The 21,910-nt window shown below is 66.8% G+C and carries 16 protein-coding genes, 1 tRNA gene and 4 pseudogenes; 9 read left to right on the top strand and 12 right to left on the bottom strand.

All coding sequences use genetic code 11. From position 1 onward, the window contains the following. Positions 1 to 69 precede the first annotated feature (69 nt). Both ACZK2V_RS22385 and ACZK2V_RS22380 read right to left on the bottom strand, forming a co-directional pair. Positions 70 to 651 (bottom strand): annotated as a pseudogene (locus tag ACZK2V_RS22385) (NAD-binding protein); the annotation flags it as partial. A gap of 80 nt (positions 652 to 731) precedes the next feature. Beyond that, positions 732 to 1,846, bottom strand: a pseudogene (locus ACZK2V_RS22380) (monovalent cation:proton antiporter-2 (CPA2) family protein); the annotation flags it as partial. A 346-nt stretch (positions 1,847 to 2,192) separates the two neighbouring features. On the opposite strand from ACZK2V_RS22380, the pseudogene mgtE reads away from it, so the two are divergent. Both mgtE and ACZK2V_RS22370 read left to right on the top strand, forming a co-directional pair. Then, a pseudogene (mgtE, locus tag ACZK2V_RS22375) lies at positions 2,193 to 3,561 on the top strand (magnesium transporter). Between the two features lie 144 nt (positions 3,562 to 3,705). Further along, positions 3,706 to 6,426, top strand: coding sequence for a bifunctional acetate--CoA ligase family protein/GNAT family N-acetyltransferase (locus ACZK2V_RS22370; RefSeq protein WP_486322830.1), 2,721 nt, complete (start codon positions 3,706 to 3,708; stop codon positions 6,424 to 6,426). Positions 6,427 to 6,489: 63 nt separating this feature from the next. Here ACZK2V_RS22370 and ACZK2V_RS22365 read toward each other — a convergent pair whose 3' ends face one another. Beyond that, on the bottom strand, positions 6,490 to 6,870 hold the full coding sequence (locus ACZK2V_RS22365) for a YbjQ family protein (RefSeq protein WP_486322829.1): 381 nt from the start codon (positions 6,868 to 6,870) through the stop codon (positions 6,490 to 6,492). Positions 6,871 to 7,009: 139 nt separating this feature from the next. On the opposite strand from ACZK2V_RS22365, the gene ACZK2V_RS22360 reads away from it, so the two are divergent. Then, entirely contained in the window at positions 7,010 to 7,717 is a 708-nt protein-coding gene (locus ACZK2V_RS22360; protein WP_154264786.1) for an alpha/beta fold hydrolase, read from the top strand. Between the two features lie 113 nt (positions 7,718 to 7,830). On the opposite strand, the gene dkgB is transcribed toward ACZK2V_RS22360, so the two are convergent. Together dkgB and ACZK2V_RS22350 are read right to left on the bottom strand one after the other, a co-directional pair. Continuing rightward, on the bottom strand, positions 7,831 to 8,640 hold the full coding sequence (gene dkgB / locus ACZK2V_RS22355; protein WP_032129158.1) for a 2,5-didehydrogluconate reductase DkgB: 810 nt from the start codon (positions 8,638 to 8,640) through the stop codon (positions 7,831 to 7,833). A gap of 88 nt (positions 8,641 to 8,728) precedes the next feature. Beyond that, the gene (locus ACZK2V_RS22350; protein ID WP_032129157.1) at positions 8,729 to 9,943 is read right to left on the bottom strand and encodes an MFS transporter; all 1,215 of its coding nucleotides are present in this window, start codon (positions 9,941 to 9,943) and stop codon (positions 8,729 to 8,731) included. Between the two features lie 107 nt (positions 9,944 to 10,050). Here ACZK2V_RS22350 and ACZK2V_RS22345 point away from each other — a divergent pair, with 107 nt between their 5' ends. After that, positions 10,051 to 10,953: a LysR family transcriptional regulator gene (locus ACZK2V_RS22345; protein WP_132811009.1), complete on the top strand. Its 903-nt coding sequence runs from the start codon at positions 10,051 to 10,053 to the stop codon at positions 10,951 to 10,953. Between the two features lie 73 nt (positions 10,954 to 11,026). Here the strand turns inward: ACZK2V_RS22345 and ACZK2V_RS22340 are convergent. Next, positions 11,027 to 13,143: pseudogene (locus ACZK2V_RS22340) on the bottom strand (methyl-accepting chemotaxis protein). 183 nt (positions 13,144 to 13,326) lie between these two features. On the opposite strand from ACZK2V_RS22340, the gene ACZK2V_RS22335 reads away from it, so the two are divergent. Together ACZK2V_RS22335 and ACZK2V_RS22330 are read left to right on the top strand one after the other, a co-directional pair. Next, a complete protein-coding gene (locus ACZK2V_RS22335) occupies positions 13,327 to 13,782 on the top strand; it encodes an Rrf2 family transcriptional regulator (protein WP_486322828.1) in 456 nt (151 codons plus the stop codon). Then, entirely contained in the window at positions 13,772 to 14,677 is a 906-nt protein-coding gene (locus ACZK2V_RS22330; protein WP_049398662.1) for an NAD(P)/FAD-dependent oxidoreductase, read from the top strand. The genes ACZK2V_RS22335 and ACZK2V_RS22330 overlap by 11 nt, the downstream gene beginning before the upstream one ends. Before the next feature lie 164 nt (positions 14,678 to 14,841). Here ACZK2V_RS22330 and ACZK2V_RS22325 read toward each other — a convergent pair whose 3' ends face one another. From ACZK2V_RS22325 to ACZK2V_RS22305, 5 genes are all read right to left on the bottom strand, one after another. Continuing rightward, positions 14,842 to 16,062 carry an RtcB family protein gene (locus tag ACZK2V_RS22325; protein WP_486322827.1) on the bottom strand — a complete coding sequence of 407 codons (1,221 nt, stop codon included), beginning with the start codon at positions 16,060 to 16,062 and terminating at the stop codon, positions 14,842 to 14,844. Positions 16,063 to 16,118: 56 nt separating this feature from the next. Beyond that, complete coding sequence (locus ACZK2V_RS22320; RefSeq protein ID WP_486322826.1) at positions 16,119 to 17,243, bottom strand: slipin family protein; 1,125 nt, start codon at positions 17,241 to 17,243, stop codon at positions 16,119 to 16,121. 357 nt (positions 17,244 to 17,600) lie between these two features. Next, positions 17,601 to 17,674, bottom strand: a tRNA-Thr gene (locus tag ACZK2V_RS22315). A gap of 372 nt (positions 17,675 to 18,046) precedes the next feature. Beyond that, on the bottom strand, positions 18,047 to 18,190 hold the full coding sequence (locus ACZK2V_RS22310; protein ID WP_486322825.1) for a hypothetical protein: 144 nt from the start codon (positions 18,188 to 18,190) through the stop codon (positions 18,047 to 18,049). A gap of 126 nt (positions 18,191 to 18,316) precedes the next feature. Next, positions 18,317 to 19,273: an aldo/keto reductase gene (locus ACZK2V_RS22305; RefSeq protein WP_486322824.1), complete on the bottom strand. Its 957-nt coding sequence runs from the start codon at positions 19,271 to 19,273 to the stop codon at positions 18,317 to 18,319. Positions 19,274 to 19,442: 169 nt separating this feature from the next. On the opposite strand from ACZK2V_RS22305, the gene ACZK2V_RS22300 reads away from it, so the two are divergent. The 3 genes from ACZK2V_RS22300 (at position 19,443) to ACZK2V_RS22290 (ending at position 21,375) form a co-directional block, all read left to right on the top strand. Next, positions 19,443 to 20,300 (top strand): class I SAM-dependent methyltransferase, encoded by an 858-nt coding sequence (locus ACZK2V_RS22300; RefSeq protein ID WP_486322823.1) that lies wholly within the window; start codon positions 19,443 to 19,445, stop codon positions 20,298 to 20,300. A gap of 203 nt (positions 20,301 to 20,503) precedes the next feature. Continuing rightward, a complete protein-coding gene (locus tag ACZK2V_RS22295; protein ID WP_414576972.1) occupies positions 20,504 to 20,767 on the top strand; it encodes a hypothetical protein in 264 nt (87 codons plus the stop codon). Between the two features lie 68 nt (positions 20,768 to 20,835). Next, positions 20,836 to 21,375, top strand: coding sequence for a pseudouridine synthase (locus tag ACZK2V_RS22290; RefSeq protein WP_049447048.1), 540 nt, complete (start codon positions 20,836 to 20,838; stop codon positions 21,373 to 21,375). Between the two features lie 94 nt (positions 21,376 to 21,469). Here the strand turns inward: ACZK2V_RS22290 and ACZK2V_RS22285 are convergent, their stop codons facing one another. Beyond that, positions 21,470 to 21,844 (bottom strand): hypothetical protein, encoded by a 375-nt coding sequence (locus tag ACZK2V_RS22285; protein WP_019336760.1) that lies wholly within the window; start codon positions 21,842 to 21,844, stop codon positions 21,470 to 21,472. Between the last annotated feature and the right edge of the window lie 66 nt (positions 21,845 to 21,910).

Genomic DNA, 21,910 nt, shown 5'->3' with positions numbered 1-21,910 from the left:
CTCGAGGCTGCCGGCCAGCGGCCGGCACTACCGCAATCTGTGGTGGGTGCCGACCGTTGGTCGGCACGCCTACTTGCCGTCGCTTTCCGCGTCGGCCTCGAACAGGTGCATCAGGTCGTTGCGTGCATCGCGCGAGGTCTGGATCACGGCGGCCTCGTCGTCGTACACTAGGTACTGGTCGCGCAGCAGCTGCTCGTCGTGCTCACGGAAGCGCTGCACGTGGCGTTCGGCCACTTCAGGTGCAACACCCAATGCAGTCAGCACGCGCCCGCTCATTTCCAGGCTGGTGCCGAACACTTCGCGGAACGGCTCGGCCGACATGTCCATCAGGCGCCACGCATGCTGGCGGTTGCGTGCACGTGCCAGCACCTTCGCGTCCGGGTACAGCCGGCGCACCATGCGCACTGCACGCAGGTTGGTCTCCGGGTCGTCCACGGTGATCACGAACACATCGATGTGCTCGCCGCCGGCCGCGCGCAGCATCTCTGGCCGGGTCGGGTCGCCGTAGTACAGCTGGTTGCCGAAGCGGCGCAGGTCGGCCACGGTATCGGGGTTCGCTTCCAGTGCCACGAAGGGCACCTTCTGCGCGGTCAGCAGGCGCGCGATGACCTGGCCGAAGCGGCCCATGCCGGCAATCAGCACCTTCGGCCGGTTGTCCGGCGCCACCTTGTCGGCCTCGGCTGCCTCGCGCGGCGTTGCCTTCTCCTGGCCGAGCAGCTTGAGCAGCGCGATCATCAGCAGTGGCGTGATCGCCATCGACAGGCCGACGATCGCCACCAGGCGGTCATGGTTGGCGTTGCCCAGCAGGTGCGCGCTGCGCTTCGTTGAACACCACGAAGGCGAACTCGCCGCCCAGCCACAGCACGCTGCCCAGTAGCAGCGAGTGCCGTGAACTGAGCTTTGCGATGCGCCCGATCACGTACAGCAGGCTGAATTTGACCACCAGCAGGATCGCCACGCCGGCGGCGATCAGCCACGGCTCGGCAGCGATGCGGTCGAGGTCGATGCCCATGCCCACCGCAATGAAGAACAGGCCCAGCAGCAGCCCCTTGAACGGCTCGATCTGCGCTTCCAGTTCGTGCCGGAACTCCGAATCGGACAGCAGCACGCCGGCCAGGAACGCGCCCAGGCTGGGGCTGAGGCCGGCCTCCTGCATGAACCAGGCGGTGCCCAGCACCACCAGCAGTGCGGTCGCGGTGAATACTTCCGGGCTGCGGGTACGCGCGATGATGCCGAACACCTTGCGCAGCACCGGTCGCCCGCACAGGATCACCACCGCCAGCGCGCCGAGGGCCACGGCGGCGTCTTCCCAGCGCAGGGTCTCGTTCTTTACCCCGCCCAGCAGCGGGATGGCCGCCAGCAGCGGAATCGCGATCAGGTCCTGGAACAGCAGGATGGCGAACCCGAGCCGGCCATGGTCGCTGTTGATCGCCTTGTGTTCTGACAGCAGCTGCAGGCCGACCGCGGTGGACGACAGCGCCAGTGCCACGCCCACCACCAGTGCGCTCTTCCATTGGAAATGGTCGAGCAGCAACAGGCCGCCCAGCACCAGCCCGGACAGCGCCACCTGTGCCGCACCGGCACCAAACACCGAGCGCCGCATCACCTTCAGGCGGGCCGGTGACAGTTCCAGACCGATCACGAACAGCAGCATCACCACGCCGATCTCGGCGGCGCCGAGGATGCGGTCGGCGTCCTGCACGAAGCCCAGCCCGTCCGGGCCCAGCACCACGCCGGCCGCCAGGTAGCCCAGCACCGCGCCGAAGCCGAACTTCTTGAACACCGGCACGGCGATGACCGCCGCCAGCAGCAGCACCAGGGCCAGTTCCAGACCACCGCTATGCATGGGAATACCTGGTCATCGGAGAAGCCCGCGGTGCGTCCGTTCGGGTGGGGGAAGGGGAGGCGAGTGCCACCGCGCCATTATGCGCGCCGGCCTGTGTACGCACGAGAACAACCTGCCGGGCAGGCGCCCTGCGCAAGGCTGCCGGGTTGACCTGCATGGCCCACGGGTCCAGACTGCCCGCCGCTGGCGGCGCGTCCGTCGGCATACGCATCCCGGAGTCCCCAACCCATGTCCAGCGACAGTAGAAGTCGACCTCGTTCGACGCCAGCGATGGCCACCGCCTGACATCGGGACGGTTTGCCTGCGTTGGCGTTGCGCGAGGTCGCACCCCCACAAGGCAAAACCGATGAACCAGAAGCAATTGCTGCGCCCGGTGGCCGATGCCGCCGCACTGGCCGCACCGCTGGCGAACTACAACACCGCCGACGCGGTGGAATTCCTCAATACGCTGGAACTGACCCGCGCCGCGGAAACGCTGGCGGCGCTGCCGTTGCCGCGCGCGGTGAAGATGCTCGAAGCACCGGAGCTGCATCGCAGCGGTGAGCTGGTGGCAGCGCTGCCACCGGCGCGGGCTGCGGCTCTGCTGGGCCTGATGGCCGACGACCGCGCCACCGACATCGTCCACGAGCTGGACGAAGAAGAGCGCGCGCGGCTGATCCCACTGCTGGGCACCGACGCCCGCCAGGCCATCCAGAAGCTGCTCAGCTACCCACCGAACACTGCCGGTGCGCTGATGACCACCGAGTACGTGGCGGTGCCTGCCAGCTGGACGGTGGCGCAGACCCTGCAGCACATCCGCCAGGTCGAGCGCACCCGCGAGACGGTGTACGCGATCTACGTGCTGGACCCAGCCAGCCAGCAGCTGCAGCAGGTAGTGACCATGCGTCGGCTGATCACCGGCCTGCCCGAGGAATCGATCCTGGATGTGGCCCAGGTCAATCCGCCGGTGACCGTGGATGCGCTGATGGACCAGGAGGAAGTGGCGCGGCTGATCCGCCGCCACGACCTGCTGGCGATCCCGGTGGTCGACGACCAGCAGCAGATGCTTGGCATCGTCACCGTGGACGACGTGCTCGATGCGCTGATCGAGGAGTCCACCGAAGACGCGCACAAGTTCGGCGGCATGGAAGCGCTGGACAAGCCGTACATGCAGATCGGCTTCTTCGAGATGCTGCGCAAACGCGCCGGCTGGCTGAGCGTGCTGTTCCTGGGTGAGATGCTGACCGCGAGCGCGATGCAGCACTACGAGGATGAACTGGCGCGCCGTGGTGCTGACCCTGTTCATTCCGCTGATCATGAGTTCGGGCGGCAACTCCGGCTCGCAGGCCACCTCGCTGCTGATCCGCAGCCTGGCACTGCGCGAACTGCGCCTGCGTGACTGGTGGAAGGTGGCCCTGCGCGAAGTGCCCACCGGCATGGTGCTGGGCGCGATCCTTGGCTGCCTGGCCATCGTGCGTATCGTTATCTGGCAGCTGGGCGGCCTGCACGACTACGGCGAGCACTGGATCCTGCTGGCGATCACCATCGGCGCCGCGCTGGTCGGCATCGTCACCTTCGGCTCGCTGTCCGGCTCGATGCTGCCGTTCATCCTGAAGCGGTTCGGCTTCGACCCGGCCAGCGCTTCGGCGCCGTTCGTAGCCACCCTGGTGGACGTGACCGGCCTGGTGATCTACTTCAGCATCGCCGCGATGATCCTGCACGGCACACTGCTGTAAGCCGGAGCCATCGTGCTCTGGTAGCTGCCGACCTTGGTCGGCATGCAGAACAAAAAGGGGACGGAGGGGATTAAGTCGTTTAAGGCACATGAGGCACAAACGACTTAATCCCCTCCGTCCCCTTTTTTTGGGTACCGTAGGCGCATGAGTACCTACCACCTGCAGTCCGTGTTCCGTCCGCAGTCGGTCGCGGTGATCGGCGGCAGCCCGCGCGAGCGCTCGGCCGGGCGCGCGGTGATGCGCAACCTGCGCGGCACTGGCTTCCCCGGCAAGGTGGCCTGGATCAACCCGCGGCATGCCGAGATCGATGGCATCCGCACGATCAAGCGGTTGAAGGATCTGGACTGGGTACCGGACCTGGTCGTCATCACCGCACCGGCGGCGATCGTGCCGCAGGTAGTGCGTACCGCCGCCGAACGCGGCGTGCAGGCCGCGATCATCCTCACCGCGCACCTGGGCGAAGGCCCGGGCTCGTTGTCGGAACAGGTGGAAACGGTGGCGCGCAAGCATGGCCTGCGCATCCTGGGCCCGCACTGCCTGGGTGTGATCGCACCGCATGCGCGGCTCAATGCCAGCATCGCCGCGCACTTCCCGCAGGCCGGCGACCTCGCCCTGATCTCCGAATCCTCGGCGATTGCGGCGGCGCTGGTGGAATGGGGTGTGGCGCGCTCGGTCGGCTTCTCCGCCGTGGTCTCGCTGGGCGACACGATGGACGTCGACTTCGGCGACCTGCTCGACTACTTCGCCACCGACTACCGCACCCGCGCCATCCTGCTCTACGTCGAGCAGATCAAGGATGCGCGCAAGTTCATGTCGGCCGCGCGTGCCGCCGCGCGTGCCAAGCCGGTGGTGGTGGTGAAGTCCGGCCGTGTCGAGCGCGTGCAGCCGGGCAGCCGCGATACCCATGTGCAGGCCCTGGCCCGCGCCGATGATGTGTACGGTGCTGCCTTCAACCGCGCCGGACTGCTGCGCGTAAGTGCGCTGGACGAACTGTTCACCGCTGCCGAGTCGCTGGGTCGGTTGGGGACGTTCCCCGGTCGTCGCCTGGCCATTCTCAGCAATGGCGGTGGTGTCGGGCGTCTCGCCGTGGATCAGTTGATCGCATTGCGTGGCACGCTGGCCAACCTGTCCGACAGCACGGTGGAGAAGCTTGACGCGGTGCTGCCGCAGGGCTGGTCGCGCAGCAATCCGGTCGACATCGTGGTCGATGCCGATGGTGACCGCTATGCCGCGGCCATCGAAGCGCTGCTGGCCGACAACGAGAATGATGCGGTAATGGTCGTCAACGTACCGACCGCGTTCACCTCATCGGCGGACGCCGCGCAGGCGCTCACCCGCACACTGGGCCTGCGCCCACGCCATCACCGCGACAAGCCGGTCTTCGCGGTGTGGCTGGGCAACGACGATCAGGCCACCGCCACGCTCAACGCGGCACGCGTCCCGACCTACCCGACCGAGGCCGAAGCCGTACGTGGCTTCCAGCACCTGGTGCGCTACCGCGAAGCGCAGAACGCGTTGATGGAAACGCCGCCCAGCCTGCCGCAGGATTTCAGTGTCGACACGGCCGCCGCGCGCACACTGGTCGATGCCGCACTGGCCAACGGCCAGCAGTGGCTGGACCCGCTGGCTACGCATGAACTGCTGAAGGCCTATGGCATTCCCTCCGCGCCGGTGATGCATGCACGCGATGCGCACGAGGCGATGGATCTGGCGCAGCCGCTGCTGGAGCGCGGTGCCACGGTCGCACTGAAGATTCTCTCGCCGGACATTCCGCACAAGTCGGAAGTGGATGGCGTGCGCCTGAACCTGTCCACGCTGCCGGCGGTGCAGAGCGCGGCCAACGCGATCCTGTCGCGCGCACGCCAGCTGCGGCCGGATGCACGCATCGATGGCCTGCTGGTACAGCCGACCATCGTCCGCCCGAAGGCGCGCGAACTGATCGTCGGCATCGCCGATGACGCGACGTTCGGTCCGGTGATCGTGGTCGGTCGCGGCGGCACTGCCGTCGAAGTGATCAACGACAAGGCACTGGCGCTGCCGCCGCTGGACCTGCGCCTGGCCCATGAGCTGATCGGCCAGACCCGCGCCTCGCGCATCCTCAAGGCTTACGGTGACGTGCCGGCGGCTGACGAGCGCGCACTGGCGCTGGCGCTGGTGAAGCTTGCACAACTGGCTGCCGATATCCCCGAGGTGCGCACGCTGGACATCAACCCGCTGCTGGTCGACGGCAAGGGCATCCTCGCCCTCGATGCCCGCGTAGCGGTGGCGCCGTCGCGCATCCTGCACAAGGGCCGCGGCCATCCGCGTTTCTCGGTGTTCCCGTACCCGAAGGAGTGGGAGCGCACCATCGAGCTGTCCGATGGCGGCCGTGCCTTCGTGCGCCCGGTGCGGCCGGAGGACGACGCACTGTTCCGTGCGTTCTTCGCCCGCGTCAGTGACGAGGATCTGCGCCTGCGTTTCTTCCAGTCGGTGAAGCACTTCAGCCACGAGTTCATCGCGCGCCTGACCCAGCTCGATTACGCACGCTCGATCGCGCTGGTGGCGATCGAACCGCGCAGCGGCGAAATGCTGGGTGCGGTGCGCCTGCACGCCGATGCCGATTACCATCGTGGCGAGTACGGCATCCTGATCCGTTCGGACCTGAAGGGCCACGGCATCGGCTGGCGGTTGATGGCGATCATGATCGAGTACGCCAAGTGGCTGGGCCTGGACGTGGTCGAAGGCCAGGTGCTGCGCGAGAACAGCACCATGCTGGCGATGTGCCAGAGCCTGGGCTTCAAGACCAGGCTGGATCCAGACGATCCGACGGTGATGATGGTGACCCTGCCGGTGCAGCAGGTCGAGGTGCCGGCACCGGACTTGTAGAGTCGAGCTTGCTCGACTGTCGCCATCGGGAAGCAGTCGAGCAATCTCGACTCTACGGCCAGGTTAGCGGAGGGGCTCCACCACCACCGCCGTGCCATAGCACAGCACCTCGGTCAGCCCGGTCATCACGTCGGTGGCGTCGTAGCGCATGCCGATGATCGCGTTGGTGCCCAGCTGCCGCGCGTGCTTGACCATGTCGCGGTAGGTTTCCTCGCGGGCCTGCTCGCACAGTTCGGTGTAGATGGTGATGTTGCCGCCGAAGATCGTCTGGATGCCGCCCAGAAAGTTGCCGACGATCGAGCGCGAGCGCACAGTGATGCCACGCACCACGCCGAGGTTGCGCACGACGCGATGGCCGGGCAGCTCGAAGGCGGTGGTGACCAGCGCATCGTCGAAGCGCAACGCGGGCGGGGAAGGGGAGCCGCTGTTGTAGGGGTCTGCCATGATCGCGTCCGTGTCGTTGCTTTCTGTAGAGTCGAGCCATGCTCGACTGGCTGTGGAGCAGTCGAGCATGGCTCGACTCTACAACGCAACCGCCCGTTGCGGCATGGCTCCGTCACCGTGATGGCGCGACAATACCCCCATGACCGACCGTATCCCCCTGTTGCTGCTGCCCGGCCTGCTCAACGACGCCGAGCTGTGGCGCTCACAGTTGGCTGACCTGGCCGACATCGCCGATTGCACGGTGGGCGACCAGACCCGCGGCGAAACCCTGCAGGGCGTGGCCGAGGACGTGCTGGCGCAGGCGCCGGAGCGCTTTGCGCTGGCAGGTTTCTCGCTGGGCGGCTTCGTCGCCCAGCAGATCCTGCGCATCGCGCCCGAGCGCGTGCTGCAGCTGGCGCTGATCGATACCTCGATCCATGCCGATTCGCCGGAACGTGCCGAGCAGCGCCGCAGCCAACGTGCCAGCGTGCGCTTGCCGGGAAAATTCCACGGCTTCGGTGACGCGTTGATGCGCAGCTACATCGATGCCTCGCGGCTGGACGACTACGTGCTGGTGCAGCGTGTGCGCGACATGACCGCGCGGTTGGGCGCCGAAGTGTTCCTGCGCCAGAGCGCGCTGGAGCGCCGCGATGGCCACGATGTGCTGGCCGGGTACCGCGATCCGCTGCTGATCGTCTGCGGCGCAAACGACCGCATCACGCCGCTGGCGGTGAGCGAGGAGATGCACGCCCTGGTGCCGCACTCGCAGCTGGTGGTGGTGCCCGATTGCGGGCACCTGGCACCGATGGAAAAGCCGGACGAGGTCAGTGCGGCCATGCGTGGGTGGTTGCTGCAAGGCGAGGGATAGCTCTGCCTTGGGTAGGTGCCGACCTTGGTCGGCACGATGTGTCATCGACTGACCAGAGGCCAGTGCCGACCAAGGTCGGCACCTACGATTCCGATCCGTAATCGCGGTTGGGTTCAATCCCAGGCCGGGGCAATACCTTCCGGATTCGCCAGGCGATGGCCGCGATCCAGCTTGGCGATCTGCGCCATGTCTTCGTCGGTCAGGCGTACGGCCGCTGCTTCCAGGTTGGCTGCCAGGTTTTCGCGCTTGGTCGACGACGGAATGACCGAGAAGCCCTGCTGCAGCGCCCAGGCCAGCGCAACCTGCGCCGGCGTAGCCTGGTGACGGCCGGCAATGGCCTGGATCACCGGGTCCTTCAGCACTTCGCCATAAGCCAGGCTCATGTAGGCGGTGATGTGGATGCCGTTGTCCTGCAGGAACTTCACCAGCAGGCGGTTCTGCAGGTACGGGTGGATCTCGATCTGGTTGGTGGCGATGGCTTCGGCACCGAGGATCTCGATCGCCTTGCGGGTCTGCGCGATGGTGAAGTTGGAGATGCCGATCTCGCGGGTCAGCCCTTGCGCCTTGGCCTCGGCCAGTGCCGGCAGGTATTCCTCCATCGGCACATCGACCTTGTCATTCGGTGACGGCCAGTGGATCAGCGCCAAGTCGACGCGGTCGGTGCGCAGCTTCTCGAGGCTGGTACGCAGGCTGGCCAGCAGCGCATCGCGCTTGAACTCGGTGATCCACACCTTGGTGGTCAGGTACAGATCATCACGCGGCACGCCCGACTCGGCGATGGCCTGGCCGACTTCGGCTTCATTGCCGTAGATCTGCGCGGTATCGATGGCGCGGTAGCCGACCTCCAGTGCGTTGCGCACCGAGTCGATCACGGTCTGGTCTTTGAGGCGGAAGGTGCCGAGACCAAAAGCGGGGACAGTCATGGGAAGCTCCAACGGGGGGAAGGGAGTAGCAGAAGGAAGAGGGTAGGACAGGCACCGTATGCATGCCGGCAACGGTGCATTGCATGGATCAATGCGCGGTGGCGGCAATGCCGTCGGCGCGGTGGTCGACGCCATCACGGCGGTCGAGGCGGCCGCTGAGCACGGTCAGCGCGTAGGCCAGTACGACCACCAGCGCGCCCAGCCAGGGCGTATGCATCAGGCCGATGTGCTCCACCACCAGACCGCCCAGCGAGGCGCCCAGGGCGATGCCGACGTTGAACGCGGCAATGTTCAGGCCCGATGCCACGTCGGTGGCCTGCGGTGCATAGCGCTGCGCCTGCTTGACCACGTAGACCTGCAGGCCGGGCACGTTGCCGAATGCCACCGCACCCAGCGCCAGCACCGTCAGCAGCATCAACCAGGTGTTGTAGGCAGTGAACGTGAGCACGAACAGCACCAATGCCAGCAGTCCGAAGATGCGCTTCAGCGCGGGCACCGGGCCCATGCGGTCGGCCATGCGCCCGCCCCACAGGTTGCCGATCGCCACCGATACGCCGTACACCAGCAGCACCAGGCTCACGGCGTTGGCCGGAAGGCCGGTGACGTCCTGCAGGATCGGCGCCAGATAGGTGAAGGCCAGGAAGGTGCCACCGTAGCCCAGCGCGGTCATCGCATAGACCAGCAGCAGGCGTGGCTGGCCGAGCACGGCCAGCTGCTGGCGGAGGCTGGCCGGCGCACTCTGCGGCAGGTTGCGCGGTACGAACAGCAGCGCGCCGATCAGGGCGACCACGCCGAGGCCGGCTACCGCCAGGAAGGTCGCGCGCCAGCCCAGATGCTGGCCGATGAAGGTGCCCAGCGGCACGCCGGTCACCAGCGCCACGGTCAGGCCGGTGAACATGATGGCGATCGCGCTGGCCGCCTTCTCCTTCGGCACCACGGCGGTGGCGATGATCGCGCCGATCGAGAAGAACACGCCGTGCGCCAGGCCGGTGAGGATGCGGGCGATGATCAGCGAGGTATACCCGGGTGCCATCCAGGCGACGACATTGCCGAGCGTGAACAACACCATCAGCGCCACCAGCAGTTGCTTGCGCGGTACGCGTCCGGTCAGCGCAGTCAGCACCGGCGCACCGATGGCCACACCCAGCGCGTACAGCGAGACCAGCAGGCCGGCCGAGGGCAGGCTGACCTGCAGGTCGCCGGCGATGGTCGGGATCAGGCCGACGATGACGAATTCGGTGGTGCCGATGGCGAAGGCACCGAGGGTCAACGCCAGCAGGGCGAGGGGAATGCCACGGATCATGACAGGGTCCAGCAGGAGGAAGAGGCTGCGCAGTCTGCGCCGCCGACCTTTGCTGAAAAACCGGTCTTCACGCCAATCACTATTGCCGTGCAGTCAATAATAGGGGCATGAAGACCACTCTCGATGAAATGCAGGCGTTCCTTTCGGTGATCGACAGCGGTTCGATCAGTGCTGCCGCCGAGCAGCTGGGGCAGACGCCCTCGGGTGTGAGCCGCGCGCTGGGGCGGCTGGAGGACAAGCTAGGGATCACCCTGCTGACCCGCACCACCCGCCGCCTGCACCTGACTGCCGAGGGCGAGGCGTTCCTGCGCCATGCGCGCGCGATCATCGATGCGGTGGAATCGGCCGAGGAACAGATGGCGGCGCGCCGCGAACGCCCGGCGGGGCGCCTGCGCGTGGATGCGGCGATGCCGTTCGTGCTGCACGTGATCGCGCCGCTGGTGGCCGGCTATCGCGCGCGTTACCCGGAAGTGCAGCTGGAACTGAACAGCTCCGACCGCTACATCGACCTGCTCGAACGGCGCACCGATCTGGCGATCCGGATCGGCCCGCTGGCCGACTCCACCCTGCATGCGCGGCTGCTGGGCCGCTGCCAGCTGCGGCTGGTGGCCAGCCCGGACTACCTGGCCAGGCACGGCGAACCGGCCAGCGTCGCCGCGCTGGGCCAGCACACGCTGCTCAGCTTCAACGAGCCGGAATCACTCAACCGTTGGCCGCTGCCCGGAGAGTCGGATGGGCTGCTGCTGGTGCGCCCGGATATTGCCGTATCCAGTGGCGAGACGCTGCGCCGGCTGGCGGTGGAGGGCGTGGGCATCACCTGCCTGTCCGACTTCGTCACCGATCGCGACCGCAGCGCCGGCACCCTGGTGCAGGTGCTGGCGGCGCAGACGCTGGATGTGTACCAGCCGATCCATGCGGTGTACTACCGCAACACCGCCGTGTCGTCGCGGATCAGCTCGTTCGTGGATTACCTGGCCGACGCGATGGCGCAGAGCGATTACGTGCGCTGAGGTTGCCGGCCAGCGGCCGGCACTACCGCTCATCGCATGGGTAGTGCCGGCCGCTGGCCGGCAACCGGATCAATCAGGCCGCACGCGCCAACGCGTCCTTCGCTGCCGCCGTGGTCGACAGATCGAACACATCCACCGCGTCGATCAACCGGTTCGCCTGTTGTTCCAGGCTGCGTGCGGCGGCACTGGCTTCCTCCACCAGCGCGGCGTTCTGCTGGGTGGTGCCATCCATCTGGATCACGGTCTGGCTGACCTGCTCGATACCCGCGCTCTGCTCCTGCGAGGCCGCGGAAATCTCGGCCATGATGTCGGTCACGCGTTGCACCGATGCCACGATCTCGGCCATGGTGTCACCGGCCTCGCGCACGCGCTGTGCACCGTGCCCGACCTGCTCAACCGACGCTTCGATCAACGCCTTGATCTCCTTCGCGGCCGCCGCCGAGCGCTGCGCCAGCGTGCGTACTTCACTGGCGACCACCGCGAAGCCGCGGCCCTGCTCGCCGGCACGCGCGGCTTCCACTGCCGCGTTCAGCGCCAGGATGTTGGTCTGGAACGCGATGCCATCGATCACGCTGATGATCTCGGCGATCTGCCGCGACGAGGTTTCGATCGCGCTCATCGTCGTCACCACCTGGCCGACCACGTTGCCGCCCTGCGAGGCGACCGTGTGCGCGCCGATCGCCAGCTGGTTGGCCTGGCGTGCGTGCTCGGCGTTCTGGCGCACGGTGGAGGTCAGTTCTTCCATCGACGCGGCGGTTTCTTCCAGATTGGCCGCCTGCTGCTCGGTACGGCGCGACAGATCATTGTTGCCGGCGGCGATCTCTGCAGCCGCAGTGTGGATGTTGCCGGAGGCGTGCTTGATGTCGGTGACGATGGTCGCCAGCTGCGCGGCGGTGGTGTTGGCATCGCCGGCGATGCGCGCGAACACGCCCTGGAAATCGCCATGCATGCGCGCCGAGGCGGCCATCGGCAATCGCGCGCAGCATGCTGGAGACCTCGCCGAGGTTCAGTTCGGTCGTCTGCATCAATCGGTTCAAGCCATCGACCATCGCGCGGAAGTCATGCTCGAAGCGCGCTGTCGCCACGCTGGCTGAAGTCACCCCTGGCGGCGGCTTCGGCCAGGCGGCGGATCTCGCCATTGATCGTGCCGAGATTGGCCTTGGCGGTATCCAGTGCGTCGGTGATCACGGCCTTCTCGCCCGGCAGCCGCTCCATGTCCTGGCTGAGGTCGCCGATGGCGTAGCGCCCCATGATCGCGATCGCGCGCATCTTTACCTGGATGTGCGCATCGACCAGCGCATTGCTGTCGTCCACCATCGTGCCGAACGCGCCGGGGAAGGCACTGGCATCCATGCGGTGGCTGATGGTGCCGGCTTCATGCGCCTGTGCCATCGTGGCCTGTGCATCGAGCACACCGCGCAGTGTGGACTGCACCGCCTGCATGGCCTGCGCGAGGCGACCGATCTCATCGCGGCTGCGCACCTGCACAACATGCTGCAGATCACCGGCGGCCACTGCACGCGCAGCGGCTTCCACCGCCAGCACCGGCTGCACCACCGCACGCCGCAGCCACCAGCCCAGGCCCATCAGCAGCAGCACGGCGGCCAGCACGGTCAGCGCCGCGCACAGCAGCAGCGTCTGCCGCGCCTGCTGCGAACGGGCCGCTACCGCCGCTTCGGCCACCTGCGTGGCGTGCGTACTCAACGCATCCAGCGCGGTTGCCACCGGGCGGTCCTTGCCGCGCACGAGGTTGTCGCCGGCGGCGGGATCGTAGCTGGCCTCGGCGAACGCCTGCAGCGCAGCGTGATAGTCCTGCTGCAGCTGCGCATGCAGGCCGATGAAGGCCTGCGCCAGTTCGCGCGTGCGTGCATCCGGGCTGCTGACCAGGCCCTTGGCCAGCTGTTCGACCAGACGGCCCTCGCTGTCGAAGGCGTCCAGGTGGCGCTGGCGCAACGCGTCGTCGTGGCCACGCAGCAGCACGTTCTTCCATTCCTGCACCTGACCGCGGAACTCGCGCTGCAGGCGTTCGGCATCGCGGCTGTGCGCGACTTCGGGTGGAACCTCGGTGGACAACTTCAACCAGGCGGAGGCCAGGCCGGCCAGAGCGCACAGCAGGACCACAGCCAGACCAACAGAAACCGCGCCGAGCAGCTTGGACTGCAGGCGCGGAGCACGGACAGACGCATTCATGGGGAAGAACTCTCGGGAAGGGGCACTGCGGTATCGACCCGCTGCGCACGCCCTGTAGTGGGATGTTGATCACATTCGCGTTTCGTTTAGTGATGTGAAGGAGATGTTTCATAGGACAGATGTGTCCATATGGAACGAAAGCAGACCCTCGACAGAGGAATTAAATGTAACTAATGTTGTTACATGAAATCCGCGAACCCCCTCTCCGACGCCCTGCACGTGATGGCGCATCTGGTCGGCCATGCCGCCCCGCGCACGTCCGAACAGCTGGCGTCGTGCCTGCCGACCCATCCGGTGGTGATCCGTCGTCTGCTGGCACAGCTGCACAAGGCCGGCCTGGTGCGCAGCACGCGCGGCCATGGTGGCGGCAGCGTGCTGGCCCGCGACCCCGCGGCGATCACCCTGCATGACATCTACCTGGCGGTGGGAGCACCGCCGCTGGTCCAGGTCGGCGCTCGCGATTCCGGCGGTGGCTGCCCGATCCAGCAGCTGGTCAACAGCGCCCTGCTCGAAGGCGCGCGCGAGGCGCAGCGGCTGCTTGAGCAGCGCCTGCAGGCGACCACGCTGGACCAGCTCGGCGCCGACTTCGCCCGCCATCTTGCCCATCACCGTTCCCTGGAAGGTCACCATGAATCCTGATGTGCTCATCGTCGGCGGCAGCTACGCCGGCATTGCCGCCGGCCTGATCCTGGCCCGTGCCCGTCGCCCGGTCACCGTCATCGACGCCGGTTCACCGCGCAATCGTTTCGCCAGTCATTCGCACGGGGTGCTGGGGCTGGATGGCATCAGCGGCGCCGAGCTGCTGAAAACCGCGCGCCAGCAGCTGCTGGACTACCCCACGGTGCGTTGGGTGCATGCCGAAGTGGAGCACGCCCGCACCACCGCCGAAGGTGTGGAAGTGCGTACCGCCGATGGCCAGGTGCTGGCCGCGCGCAAGCTGCTGCTGGCCAGCGGCATCGCCGACCAGCTGCCGGAACTGCCCGGACTGGCCGAGCGCTGGGGCAGCACCGTGCTGCACTGCCCCTACTGCCACGGCTATGAAGTCGGTGGTGGTGCCATCGGCCTGCTCGGCGGCCATCCGATGTCCGCCAGCAAGGCGCCGCTGTTCGCCGACTGGGGCAATGTCACGTTCTTCAGCATGGGTCTGGAGATCACCGATGAGGAACGCGCCGCCATGCAGCAGCGTGGCGTGCACATCGAGACGTCACCCGTGCTGGGTGTGCAGGGCGACCAGCCGACCTGGCTGGAAGTGGAGCTGGCCGATGGCCGCCGTATCGCACAGCGGGCGTTGTTCGTGCCGGCCACCCAGGCGATGGCCACGCCGCTGGTGCAGCAGCTGGGGTGCACATTGGTCGAGAGCCCGCTGGGGGTGCTGATCGAGGTCGACATGATGAAGCAGACCTCGGTGCCGAACGTGTACGCCGCAGGCGATGCGACCACGGTAGGCAACATCACCCTGGCCACCGCCGAGGGCGTGCGTGCGGGGATCGGCGTGCATCATGCGCTGGTGGCCGAGGACAGCGTGCCGCGCTGACCGCCGACGCGACGTGCTGCTCTGGTAGATGCCGACCTTGGTCGGCGCCGTTTCATCCACGCATGGCGTGGAAGAGCAGTCGAGCAAGCTCGACTCTACGGATCCCGGGCATCCAGTCGCCCGTGCCCGTCGAGCAGGTGCCGGCCGAGGCCGGCACCGTTCCATCATCCCTTCACGCACAGCACCTGCCGCAGCGTGTGCACCACGTCGACCAGGTCGAGCTGCGCCGCCATCACGTCGTCGATCGACTTGTACGCGGCCGGCGACTCATCCAGCACGCCGCTGTCCTTGCGGCATTCCACATGCGCGGTGGCCTCGCGGTGCTGGGCCAGCGTGATCTGCTGCCGCGCAGTGCCACGGCTCATCACCCGGCCGGCACCGTGGCTGCAGCTGTGGAAGCTGTCCGCGTTGCCCTTGCCACGCACGATGTAGCTGCGCGTGCCCATGCTGCCGGGAATGATGCCCAGCTCGCCCTCGCGCGCACTGACCGCACCCTTGCGCGTCACCAGCAGCTCCTGGTCGTGGTGCGTCTCCTTCTGCACGTAGTTGTGATGGCAGTTCACCGCCATCGTTGCCAGCTGGAACTTCGGCAGGCGATGGCGCATCTCGGCCAGCACCCGCGACATCATTGCCTCGCGGTTCTGCCGGGCGTAGTCCTGCGCCCACGACACTGCTTCGACGTAGTCATCGAACAGCGGCTCGCCTTCCATGAAGAACGCCAGGTCCTTGTCCGGCAGGTGGAAGCCGAGCACGCGCCGGGCCAGTTCCTCGCGCGCCTTCTCGATGAAGTACGTGCCGATCAGGTTGCCGGTGCCACGCGATCCGCTGTGCAGCATCACCCACACCGTGTCCGTCTCGTCCAGGCACAGTTCGATGAAGTGGTTGCCGCCGCCCAGCGTACCCAGCTGGCGGTCGAGCTTGTCGGTGCGGATCCTGCGGTGCTTGTCCTTGATGTTCTCCAGACCGGCGGCCAGCCCGGACTGCACCAGCCGCGTATGGATGCTGTCGGGCATGCGGTGGTGCTCGCCGCCGCGTCCGTTGCCGACCGGGATGCTGCGCTCGATGCTGTTGCGCAGCTGCCGCAGGTCATCGGGCAGGTCGTTGGCACGCAGCGTGGTACGCACCGCCGCCATGCCGCAGCCGATGTCGACGCCGACCGCCGCCGGGATGATCGCACCGCGGGTCGGGATCACCGAGCCCACGGTCGCGCCCTTGCCCAGGTGCACGTCCGGCATCACGGCCACCCACGGCCCGACGAACGGGATCGCGGCGATGTTGCGCAGCTGCTCATGCGCCTGCGCTTCCAGCGGCACACCGTTGACCCAGCCCTTGATCGGCGTGGTGCCCTCGGCGTGCAGCCATTGATAGTTGTGTTGAGTGTCCATGTCTTCGTGTTTGTCCTTGATGGGCCGGTGGCGCGTCCCTGCGCCACCGCTACCCCCTACCTGATCGTCACCAGCTGCTTCAGCACGCCATCCAGGCCGCCGAACACGGTGAGCGTGTCGATCTTCTCGGTGACCTTCTCCAGTGCTTCCAGCTCCTTCAAGCGCATCAGCACCGGGTTGTCCTCGATCAGCTTTGCGGTGTTGAGCTGCGAACGCGTGGCGTTGGCCTCCTCGCGACGGCGGATCACGCTGGCCTGGGCCTGCTTCTCGGCCAGCACCACACCGTTGAGGATCTCCTTCATCTCACCCGGCAGGATCACGTCCTTGATGCCCACGCCGAGCAGCCGCACGCCGTGGCCCTCGATCGCTGCCTGCACATGGGCGGCGATCTCGCCGTCCAGTGCCGCCTTGTCACCCAGCAGCTCGTCCAGGCTGCGCGCGGCAATCGCCTGGCGCAGGCCGAACTGCAGCTGCCGGTAGACGAACTCGTCGGCATTGCTGAGCGTGCGGTGTGCACGCACCGGGTCGACCACCTGCACGGTCGCGGCCAGGTTCACCCGCAGGGTCACCTTGTCGCGGCTGAGCAGTTCCTGGCCGGACACGTCCAGCGAACGCGCACGCAGCTCCACACGCTCCACCGACACGTTGCCGTTGAAGTTCCAGAACGCGTGCAGGCCGGCGTCCAGCGTCTGTCGCAGCGTGCCATCGATGAACAGCAGGCCGACCGACTCGCTTGGCACGGTGCTGATCACCGCCACACGCGGCAGCACGCCCAACTGGCCCAGGCGCTGCTGCACGTCCGCCGGAATGCGCGGCTCGTCACCCAGCGCCATCACGCGCACCAGGGTGTCGACCGAACCCCGCCAGTACAGACGGCGGCTGCCCGGCGGCAGGACTTCATCGATGCGGCCATTGCGCAGCAACAGGCCGACCTCGGAGGCACCGACGTTGGCCAGCACGAAGTGCGTGTCCAGCTCGGTGCCCAGCGCTTCGATCAGGCTGTCCTGGTCGCTGCCGGTATAGGCCGCGCCCTTCGATGCAGTGTGGATGTCCACGTGCGGGCGGCCGCCGAACGGCGACAGGCGGTGCACGCCCGGCAGCAGGATCTGCTGGAAACGACGGTTGCGATACACCAGGCCGCGCTCGCCGTCGCCGATCACGACCTTGATGGTCCAGAACATGGGAGTCTCTCCTTGTATGGCTCTGGTGGTTCGACCCGTTGCGGATGAATCGCCATGACCCGGGTCGATCAGGTCGTGGAGAGGCCGCCTGCACACCACGTGCAGGCAGCGGAAGAGGGCGGCCATCGGCGGACGGTCCGCGCGCGGAGCCTTCGGTGCACCGGCACTGCTGCCATCGTCGTTCCCGGCAGGCAGCACCGGTGCGGAACGTGGCTGGCAGTGGCGGCGGGCCGGGGCCCGGCGTGCGGTCCGTTGCCTTCCACGTTCCTGCCCGAAGGCGTTGTCCGTGGACGGCGGCGATGGCCGCTGGGGCTTGCGCCCCGGGTGTTGCTTCAAGTCATGACGTGACAGGTCATGTGGTTTGGAGTGGGAATCGAACCCACGACAGACGGATTACGGATCCGTTGCTCTGACCAAGCTGAGCTATCCAGTTGGGGACCGCGCGGAATCGAACCGCGTACCGGCGAACCGATGCCTGCTTCCAGCAGGCGATCCAGGCGATGGCATGTCCGCGACCTCCGGCATACGCCACGGCAACGCCGCGCGCACCAGCCCGTGGTGGAAACGGGACCGTTGGAGAATCGAGGGTGCAGGCCATCGACATTATCGCGAGCGATAATGTTTTGATGCGATGCAGATAATGTCCAGGCGTCGCCACTCGCGCGAAGTAAATCCTTCGGCGGAGCGGAAAAAACCTGTGTCAGTGAGCGGCGGGTTGCCGCGCGGGGTGCAGTTCTGGCATCGCGGGTCCTTGTGCCGACGCAAACGAAAACGCCCCCGGGACTTGCGTTCCGAGGGCGTCGTCAAGCCTCGGAGATCGGGGTGGCCGATCTCCGCAGGGCGGGTATCAGGCCGTTGTCAGCTGGACTTCCTTGCCGAACGCGCGCCAGCACGTCCATGCGCAGGCATGGCAGCAGTTTGGCGATGGCGACGGAATGCGCGTTCAAGGGAAGTTTCCAGTGGTTGTTGAAACGAGGTGCGCACGATAAACCACGATTTACTCGCGCGCAACCATTTTGTTCAATTATTTTCTTCGGCATTGTGCGATGCCGGCCAGCGGCCGGCACTACCCCTCAGCCTTCTTTGCTGGCGGCATCCAGCTGCGCGACATCCTGCACGCTCAGCGACACGTTGGCTGCGGCCAGCAGATCGTGCAGCTGCTCGACGCTGGTGGCGCTGACGATCGGCGCGGTGATTGACGGCCGTGCGATCTGCCATGCCAGTGCGATCTGCGCGGCACTGGCGTTGTGCTTGCTGGCCACGTCATCCAGTGCCTGCAGGATGCGCAGGCCACGCGGATTCAGATAGCGCTTCACCACGTTCTCGCCACGCGCCGGGCTCTTGGCCGCATCGGCCGGCGTGCGGTACTTGCCGCTGAGGAAGCCACTGGCCAGCGCGTAGTAGCCGATCACGCCGATCTGTTCGCGCTGCACCAGCGGTTCCAGTTCCTTTTCGTAGCCGGCGCGGTCATACAGGTTGTACTCCGGCTGCAGGGTTTCGTAGCGTGGCAGTTTGTAGTCGGTGGATACCTTCAGCGCATCGGCCAGGCGCGTGGCGCTGTAGTTGGAGGCACCGATCGCGCGCACCTTGCCGGCTTCGATCAGCCGGCCGAATGCGGCCAGGGTCGCTTCCAGCGGCGTTGACTCGTCATCCTCGTGGGCCTGGTACAGATCGATCACGTCGGTCTGCAGGCGGCGCAGCGAATCTTCCACCGCGGCGTTGATGTTGTCCGGGGTCAGGCCGGGGCGCTCGGCCCACTTGGCCACCTTGGTCGCCAGCACCACCTTGTCGCGCTTGCCGCTGCGGGAAAACCACTTGCCGATCAGCGTTTCCGATTCGCCGCCGGCATTGCCCGGCACCCACGCCGAATACACATCGGCGGTGTCGACCAGGTTGAAGCCGGCATCGACGAAGGCATCGAGCAGGGCGAAGCTGGCCTTCTCATCGGCGCTCCAGCCGAACACGTTGCCACCGAAGGCGAGCGGACGTACATGCAGGCCGGAACGGCCCAGTTCGCGGGTTGCCGTCATGGGCACGGACTCCTTGGGGGAAGTGCTCCAGAATAAAACGCGTTGTGTGACCGTGCTGCGGCGGTGACCACAAAACAGTGTTCCGCGATGCGCACGCAGCTAACGTTTTGTGAACACCTGGGACGCCGCGGCTGCTAGTCTCGCCGCATCTTCCGCTGGAGTCGCTCCGATGATGCCTGCTTCGTCCCTGCGTGGTTGCCGCCTGCTGCTTGCTTCAGCCCTGCTTGCCGCTGTTCCCGCGTTCGCCGCACCGGCCACGGTGGCACCGGCGAAGATCCAGGTGTCACCGGCCATCGATGCGGCGGTGAAGGCGTCGACCCGTAATGCCAACAACGTCAAGCGCGATGGCTTCCGTCATCCGGCGCAGACGCTGTCGTTCTTCAAGGTGACGCCGGAAAAGACCGTCATCGAGATCACCCCCGGCAACGGCTGGTACTCGGAAATCCTGGCGCCGCTGCTGCAGGACAAGGGCCACTACGTTGCTGCGGTGGTCGATCCGATGGCCGTTGCCGAAGGGCGCGGCCGTGACTACCAGCAGCGCAGCCGCGACAGCCTGGAAAAGAAGTACGCCGGTGCACCGGCACAGTTCGGCAAGACCGCCGTGGTGGCCTACGATCCGGCCAAGCCGGTGTTCGGCCCGGCCGGTTCAGCCGACGTGGTGCTGACCTTCCGCAACGTGCACAACTGGCGCAAGGCCGGCCAGGCACAGGGCATGTTCCAGGGCTTCTTCAACGTGCTCAAGCCGGGCGGCGTACTGGGCGTGGTCGAGCATCGCGCCAAGGCCGACGTGGCCGACGACGATGACACCGGCTACGTCGGCCAGCAGCAGGTGATCGCGATGGCCGAAGCCGCCGGCTTCAAGCTGGACGCGCGCAGCGAGGTCAATGCCAACCCGCGTGACACCAAGGACCACCCGAACGGCGTGTGGACGCTGCCACCGACCAACCAGCACGACAAGGCCGATGATGCGAAGTACCAGGCGATCGGCGAAAGTGACCGCATGACCCTGCGCTTCATCAAGCCGTAAGGGGTGGTGCCGGGCTGGCGCATGTTGACTCTGTAGAGCCGAAGGCAGCGGCAGGAGCCGCTGCCAACGTCGCGTGAGACGGCCCGAAGGGTGCCGGTCAGGACGGCCGGCATCGTCCCTGCTCGGCTCATCGCGCGTAGCGCGGCGCACGGCTGGTCCCAACCGGCCATGCGCCGGAATTCGATCGTATGCAAGGACATGAATTGTTGAAGAAGGTCTTTTACATCGCTGTCGCGGTGCTGGTGCTGGGGCGGTTGATCGATTTTGTGTTCTACGGTGGTCATGCCCACGATCTGATGGCGACGGTAGGGTTTGCCGTGCTGTTCGCGGGTGCCCTTCTGGAGGAACGTTCGCGCAAGGCCGACCCGCCGGCCGCAGGCCTGCGGCGGCGGGCCAATGTCATCGCCGCGTGCGGCATCGCACTGGTGCTGGGCTCGTTCCTGCTGGAATGGAAGGTTTTCGGCTGAGCCGGCCGTGATCGCGGCGGCGACGCGGGAATGGGACAATGCCCCACCCGCCGCCTGCCGTGCCCGCAATGCTGATTGCCTTCAACAAGCCCTTCAACGTGCTCTGCCAGTTCACCGACCGCAGCGTGCCGCCGCGGCCGACCCTGGCTGGGTTCGGCTTGCCGCCGCGCGTGTATGCCGCCGGTCGCCTGGACCATGACAGCGAAGGCCTGCTGCTGCTGACCGACAACGGCACGCTGGCGCACAAGCTGACCGACCCGAAGCACAAGGCTGACAAGACCTATTGGGTGCAGGTGGAAGGCATGCCCAGCGACGAACAGCTGCAACAGCTGCGCGACGGCGTGGTGCTCAATGACGGGCCGACCCTGCCGGCGAAGATCGAGCGCCTCGATCCGGCGCCGTCGCTGTGGACACGCGATCCGCCGGTGCGCTTCCGCAAGACCGTGCCTGACAGCTGGTTGGCGATCACGATCCGGGAAGGCCGCAACCGGCAGGTGCGGCGGATGACCGCGGCGGTGAACCTGCCGACGCTGCGGCTGGTCCGCGTGTCGATGGGGCCTTACAGGCTGGACGACCTGCAGCCGGGGCAGTGGCGGCAGATCGGTTGATGCAGAAAGGGCCGGATACCTTCCGGTGTCCGGCCCTCATGTAGTGCCTTGGGGTCAGCGCCCTTCCTGTGGAAGGGATCCGACCCCGGCAGGCTCAGGCGTCGCTGCCGATATCGCTGTGCTCGTCCACCACGGTGTCGTTGCGGCGGTCACGTGCGTTGATGCGCTGCGCCTGGCCATTCACCACGTGGCCATTGGCGGCCTTCTTCTTCTGCTGCTTGCGGTACAGCGCGTAGCCGAGCAGGCCTACACCGACCGCAGCGGCGGCCACGGCCACTGCCGGATTGCGGCGCACGAACTTGGTTGCGGCCTTGCCGCCGGTCTTCACTGCGCCGATGGCGGCGCCGGTCTTGATCCAGTCCGCATTGCGCAGGCTGCCACCGGCGCTCTTCAGGCCATCGCCGGCGGTGTGGGCCAGCTCCAGGGCGCGCTCCAGAGCGCGGTCGGTGATTACGGTCAGCTTGCTCATGCGGGGGTCCTTTGCCTCAGGTCGAAGTCCAGTGTCGCGTGTTGCCCGTAAACGGTATGTCAGTCG

The organism is Stenotrophomonas sp. 93052_Sma, assembly GCF_056481145.1.
The sequence above is the reverse complement of the archived record's forward strand: the minus strand, read 5'-3'. Positions and strand labels throughout refer to the sequence as shown.